Raw genomic sequence first — 5,498 nt, forward strand, 5'->3', positions numbered from 1 at the left:
CCGGCGCGGGCGGCGATGCGGGCGCGGCGCTCGCCTCCAGCGCCTTCAGCCGCGCGTCATATTCGTTACGGTCTCTGGCCGCCTGCTCGGAGACGATCTGGAGCCGATGCTGGATTTCCTCGATCTGGCTGGTGATGCGCGCCAGCTCGCGTTCGAGGCCGTCGACGCGGGCCGTAAGCTCGTTGAGCGGCAGCGTCGCCGGCGCACCGGCGGCGGGTGCCGCGACGGGCGGCGCGATCTCGGGCTCGAAGAAGGCGGGGCTGCCGCCGGGGAAGACCTTGCGCTGGACGGCCTTCATCTCCTTCTCCAGCCGATCGACGCGCTGCCCGACGGGCGGCGCGGTCTGCGCGAGCACGGGTAGCGCCACAGTGGCGAGGAGGAAGGCGAACGGCAGGCGGAGCGTCATCGAAGGGCCTTCATCAACATTGCGCGGTGCGCGTGGCGATCAGCATAGCGCAGCGCGAATCCGCAATGAACCCTCGATGACGTGGGACCGAAAACAGAGGCGCCCCGCCTAACGAGCGGGGCGCCCACTTTATCAGCGGCACCGCACCTGTGCGCTGTTCTGGTCGACCGCCCTGCCGGCGATCGCGCCGAGCGCCGCGCCGATCAAAGTACCGGCGGCGCGCGAATGGCCGCCGTCGATCACGTTGCCGAGCACGCCGCCACCGGCCGCGCCGATGATCAGGCCCGTCGTGCCGTCCGAGCGCTTGCAATAATATTTACCGTCCGATCCGCGATAGACGCGATCGTCGGCGGCCAGCGTGCGCTCCTGATAGCTGTTGCCGTCGCGATAATAGCGCGAGGGATCGTAATTTCCCTCGTCACGATCGTCGGCATAATAGCCCTGCGGCCCATAGCCCTGGCCGGAATAGCCCGGCGGCGGCGGCGGCGGGGGAGGCGCGTCATAGCCGCGGCGGTAGCCGTCGCCGCGCCCGTAGCGGCTCGCCTGTGCATACCGATCGCGCTCGGCGTTGAAACGATCGGTCGCGATCCGATAATCGCGCTGCGCCTGATCCCAGCGCGCCTGCGCCGCGGGGGATTGCGCCATCGCGGGCGCGATCGGGGCGAGCGCCATCGGCATGGTGGCGGCAAGGGCCGCGGCTAAAGCTAAACGTCGCATATCTCTTCTCCTGTTCGCCGGCCGGCCAGCGCCCGACGGTGCACACCTTTTAGTCGCGACCCGCTGAACGACATCTGAGTTGTTTGTTTCACCGCCGTTCAGCGGAATCGTTTCGGTGCTGGCAGAACCCGCCGCAAACCATTCGGTTGCGGTGCGCGGGCGGCGAGGATGGGATGCACGATCCAGGGATCGACGAAAGCATCCGGCGACGGTCGATGGTGGAATATGATTACCGCGTTCGCACGTAGCGTCCGGGCGCGTCCTCGATCGCGGCGAGGGCGCCCTGGCCGGGGAGGCGCGCGCCGGTCGCCGCGACCTGTCCGCCCGACCGTTCGGTGATCCACGCCCGCCAATCGGGCCACCAGCTCCCGGCGTGCTCGGTGGCGCCCTCGACGAAGGCGGCCAACGTCTCGACCTTCCCATCGTTGGTCCAATAGCCGTAGCGATTGGCGGCGGGCGGGTTGACGACGCCGGCGATGTGGCCCGATCCGGCGAGGACGAAGCGCAGCGGCCCCTTGAAATGATGCGTGATCTTCCAGACGCTTTCGGCGGGCGCGATATGATCTTCGCGGCCTGCCTGCACGTAGCTGGGCGTCGCGACCGTGCCGAGATCGATCGATTCGCCGCCGACCGACATCGCGCCTGGCCTCGCGAGCAGATTGTCGCGGTAGAAATCGGTCAGATATCGGCGGTGCCATTCGGCGGGCAGGTTGGAGACGTCGCTGTTCCAGTGGAGCAGATCGAACGCGCCATAATCCTCGGCGAGCAGGTAATGGTTGACGACATAGTTCCAGATGAGGTCGCGCCCGCGCAGCAGGTTGAAGGTCGCGCTCATATAGCGTCCGTCGAGCACGCCGTCGCTCGTCAGCGCGTCGATCAGCGCCATCTGCCCGTCGTCGACCAGCAGCGACAGATCGCCCGCCTGCGCGAAATCGACCTGCGCGGTGAAGAAGGTGGCGCTGGCGATCTCATCCGCGCGCCCCGTCTTCGCCGCCCAGGCGAGCAGCATCGCAAGCGCGGTGCCCGCCACGCAATAGCCGACGACATGGACCGACGGCACTTCGAGCAGGCGGCGGACGACCGAGAGCGCCTCATATTCGCCGCCCAGCACATAATCGTCCATCGTCACGTCGGCGAGGCCGGCATCGGCCGATTTCCACGAGACCATGAAGACGCTCAGCCCCTGATCCAGCGCCCAGCGGACGAAGCTCTTCTTCGGGCCGAGATCGAGGATGTAGAAGCGGTTGATCCACGGCGGGAAGATCAGCAGCGGCGTCGCGTCGACCCGTTCGGTCGTCGGCGCGTAATGGAGGAGCTGGAACAGCCGGTTCTCGTAGATCACCTTGCCCGGCGTCGCGGCGATGTTGCGGCCGAGCTCGAAGGCGTGCGCGTCGACGTGGCGGATCTGCCCGGCGGCGGCATCCTCGAGCATCCGCTGCATCCCGGTGACGAGATTGGCGCCGCGCGTTTCGATGATCCGCTCCACCACCCTGGGGTTGGTCAGCGCGAAATTGCTGGGATTCATCGCGTCGAGTGCGGCCTGCGTCGCGAAGCGGAGCTGCTCCCTCTGCCGCGGATCGAGCAGTTCGGCGTCGCGGATGCGGCCGAGCACCTCCTGAGCGAGGATCGCATGGCCCTGGTGGAACAGATCGAACAAGGGCTGCTGCCAATCGGGCGCGCCGCCGCGCGATCCGGGCATCATCTGCTGGAGGAAGGACAGCGCATCGCCCCAGCCCGCGTCCGCGCCCTCTTCGCTTTTCGCGAGGTTTGGCAGCGTCTTGCCCAGCGTCTCGGTATAGCCGTCGATCGCCTTCAGCGCGGCGGTCGCGCCATATTCTATCAGCAGTTGCTGCGCCTGGCCGATGATCCCGGTCCAGTGCGCCAGCTCGTCCAGCAAGGCGCGCCCCTTGAGCTCCGGACCGTCCGCTTCCGCCATCTCGCTCTCCCGCAGCTTCGCGCTGCCATTTGTCGCCCGAAAGCCCTATAGGCGGCCCGGCCCCGCCGATGCGAGCGCTGTTGCTGGTTTCTCCGGGCCGAAACCTTCGAGGATATGATGAACGACGAATTCTACCGCATCCGCCGCCTGCCGCCCTACGTGTTCGCCGAAGTGAATGCGATGAAGGCAGCGGCGCGCGCGGCGGGTGAGGATATCGTCGATCTGGGCATGGGCAATCCCGATGGCGCGCCCGCGCCGCATGTGATCGAGAAACTGGTCGAGGTGGCGCGCAATCCCAACGCGCACGGCTATTCGGCCTCGTCGGGCATCCCCGGCCTCAAGAAGGCGCAGGCGGCTTATTATGCGCGGCGTTTCGAGGTCGAGCTCGATCCGGCCAAGGAGGTGGTGGTGACGCTGGGCTCCAAGGAGGGGCTCGCCAACCTCGCGCAGGCGATCACCGCGCCGGGCGACGTCGTGCTCGCGCCCAATCCGAGCTATCCGATCCACACCTTCGGCTTCATCATCGCGGGTGCCGCGATCCGATCGATCCCGGCGGCGCCGGGGCCGGACTTCTTCACGCGGCTGGAGCATGCGGTCAGCTATACCGTGCCCAAGCCTTCGGTGCTGGTGATCGGCTATCCCTCCAACCCGACCGCTTATGTCGCCGACCTGAAATTCTACGAGCAGGTCGTCGCCTTCGCCAAGGAGCATAAGCTCTGGGTGCTCTCCGATCTCGCTTATGCCGAGATCTACTTCGGGGATACGCCGACGCCGTCGATCCTCCAGGTGCCGGGCGCCAAGGACGTCGCGATCGAATTCACCTCGATGTCCAAGACCTATTCGATGGCAGGGTGGCGGATCGGTTTCGCGGTCGGCAACCGCCAGTTGATCGCGGCGCTGACGCGGGTGAAATCCTACCTCGATTATGGCGCCTTCACGCCGATCCAGGCGGCGGCGACCGCGGCGCTCAACGGGCCGCAGGATATCATCGCGGCGAACCGCAAGCTCTACAAGGGGCGGCGCGACTGCCTCGTCGAAAGCTTCGGCCGCGCCGGCTGGGACATTCCCGCGCCCGAAGCCTCGATGTTCGCCTGGGCGCCGATCCCGCCCGCGCTCCGCCACCTCGGCTCGATGGAATATGCCAAGCAATTGCTAACCCACGCCAATGTCGCGGTCGCGCCGGGGGCGGGCTTCGGCGAGGAGGGCGAGGGCTTCGTCCGCATCGCGCTGGTCGAGAATGAGCATCGCATCCGCCAGGCGGCGCGCAACGTGAAGCGCTACCTCCAGTCGATGGGCGTCAACACACCGGCGCGCACCGCGGGCTGAGCCGCACGCCGATGGATTTCGACGATTTCCTCCATGTCTCGAGCCTCTCGGGCCTGACGAAGTTGATCCAGCTTTCGTTGGGCCCGGTATTCCTGCTGAGCGCGATCGGCACGATCCTCAACATGCTCACCGGGCGGCTGTCACGCGTCGTCGATCGCGCGCGCTACATCGAGGAGAATTTCACGCCCCGCGACCATCCCGATCATCCGATGCAGGTGCGCGAGCTCCGCCTGCTCGATCGGCGGATCAAGATCGTCAACGATGCGATCTTCCTGTGCACCGCGAGCGCGGTGATCCTGTGCACCGTCGTCGCGGCGATGTTCCTCGCGCGGCTGGCGGGCTTCGGCTTCGCGCGCACGCTGGCGATGTGCTTTGCGCTGGCGCTGCTGCTGCTGATCGCGGGGCTGGTGCTGTTCCTGGTGGAGATCAGGGTCGCGGTCACGGCGATCCGGGTGCGGGACGAGTTGCTGGAGCGGCGGTGAACCGGTCGACAACGGAAGAAGGGCCGCCGGATCGCTCCGACGGCCCTTCCGAACATGGGTCAGCGGCCGGATAATCGGCCCGGGAGACCCCCGGCGCTGCGTTACCAGCGCGTCTCCCGAACGGACTGAACCGACCCCCAAGCTGAACCATGAGACATCGGTCACCTCCTTTCGCTAAGTTGATAAGCAGGACCGATGTTATCGCCTGAATCGCCGCATACAAGACTTGCGCGGAAGTTTTTCGCTGTCAGGATATGCCGCTTCGCCCGGCGAGATCAGCCGCGGCAATCCTCGATTACGCGCGCCGGCTCGGCCCAGGCGGGCAGCACCAGCTCCGCCATGCCAGCCGCATCGATCGTGAAGCGGCCCCGGCTGAAGGCGATTTGATCCAGCAACGTGTCGGCGGCGGGCAGGCTGGCGCCCTGGCCCGGCAAAGCGGAAAGCGTGCGAGACCCATAAGAGGTCGTGACGGTGAGCGCGGCGCTGTTCGGAGCGTCCGGGCGGAGCAGGGTGACGATATGCCTCGCCTTGTCGCAGCGAAGTGCGAATAGCATGGCGCCGCCCGGTGCCTCGAAGCGCGCGGTGCCGCCGCCCGCCGCCGCGTAGCGCCAGCGCCCGGGCGTTTCGGCGA

5 protein-coding genes and 1 pseudogene are annotated in these 5,498 nt (G+C 67.1%); 2 read left to right on the top strand and 4 right to left on the bottom strand.

The genetic code is table 11. The annotated features are described in order from the left end of the window. The 3 genes and pseudogenes from HUU94_RS09430 to HUU94_RS09440 all read right to left on the bottom strand — a co-directional run. Positions 1-406: pseudogene (locus tag HUU94_RS09430) on the bottom strand (YbgF trimerization domain-containing protein); the annotation flags it as partial. Positions 407-538: 132 nt separating this feature from the next. Beyond that, positions 539-1,123: a glycine zipper 2TM domain-containing protein gene (locus HUU94_RS09435; RefSeq protein ID WP_174274832.1), complete on the bottom strand. Its 585-nt coding sequence runs from the start codon at positions 1,121-1,123 to the stop codon at positions 539-541. Positions 1,124-1,352: 229 nt separating this feature from the next. Continuing rightward, positions 1,353-3,059 carry a PHA/PHB synthase family protein gene (locus HUU94_RS09440; RefSeq protein ID WP_174274833.1) on the bottom strand — a complete coding sequence of 569 codons (1,707 nt, stop codon included), beginning with the start codon at positions 3,057-3,059 and terminating at the stop codon, positions 1,353-1,355. Between the two features lie 117 nt (positions 3,060-3,176). On the opposite strand from HUU94_RS09440, the gene HUU94_RS09445 reads away from it, so the two are divergent. Then, positions 3,177-4,385: an LL-diaminopimelate aminotransferase gene (locus HUU94_RS09445; RefSeq protein WP_174274834.1), complete on the top strand. Its 1,209-nt coding sequence runs from the start codon at positions 3,177-3,179 to the stop codon at positions 4,383-4,385. A gap of 11 nt (positions 4,386-4,396) precedes the next feature. Then, positions 4,397-4,867 carry a DUF2721 domain-containing protein gene (locus HUU94_RS09450; RefSeq protein WP_174274835.1) on the top strand — a complete coding sequence of 157 codons (471 nt, stop codon included), beginning with the start codon at positions 4,397-4,399 and terminating at the stop codon, positions 4,865-4,867. Between the two features lie 275 nt (positions 4,868-5,142). On the opposite strand, the gene HUU94_RS09455 is transcribed toward HUU94_RS09450, so the two are convergent. Next, positions 5,143-5,498: hypothetical protein (locus tag HUU94_RS09455; protein WP_174274836.1), on the bottom strand; the 356-nt coding region annotated here is incomplete at its 5' end.

The organism is Sphingomonas bacterium (genome assembly GCF_903644055.1).
GTDB lineage: Bacteria > Pseudomonadota > Alphaproteobacteria > Sphingomonadales > Sphingomonadaceae > Sphingomonas_I.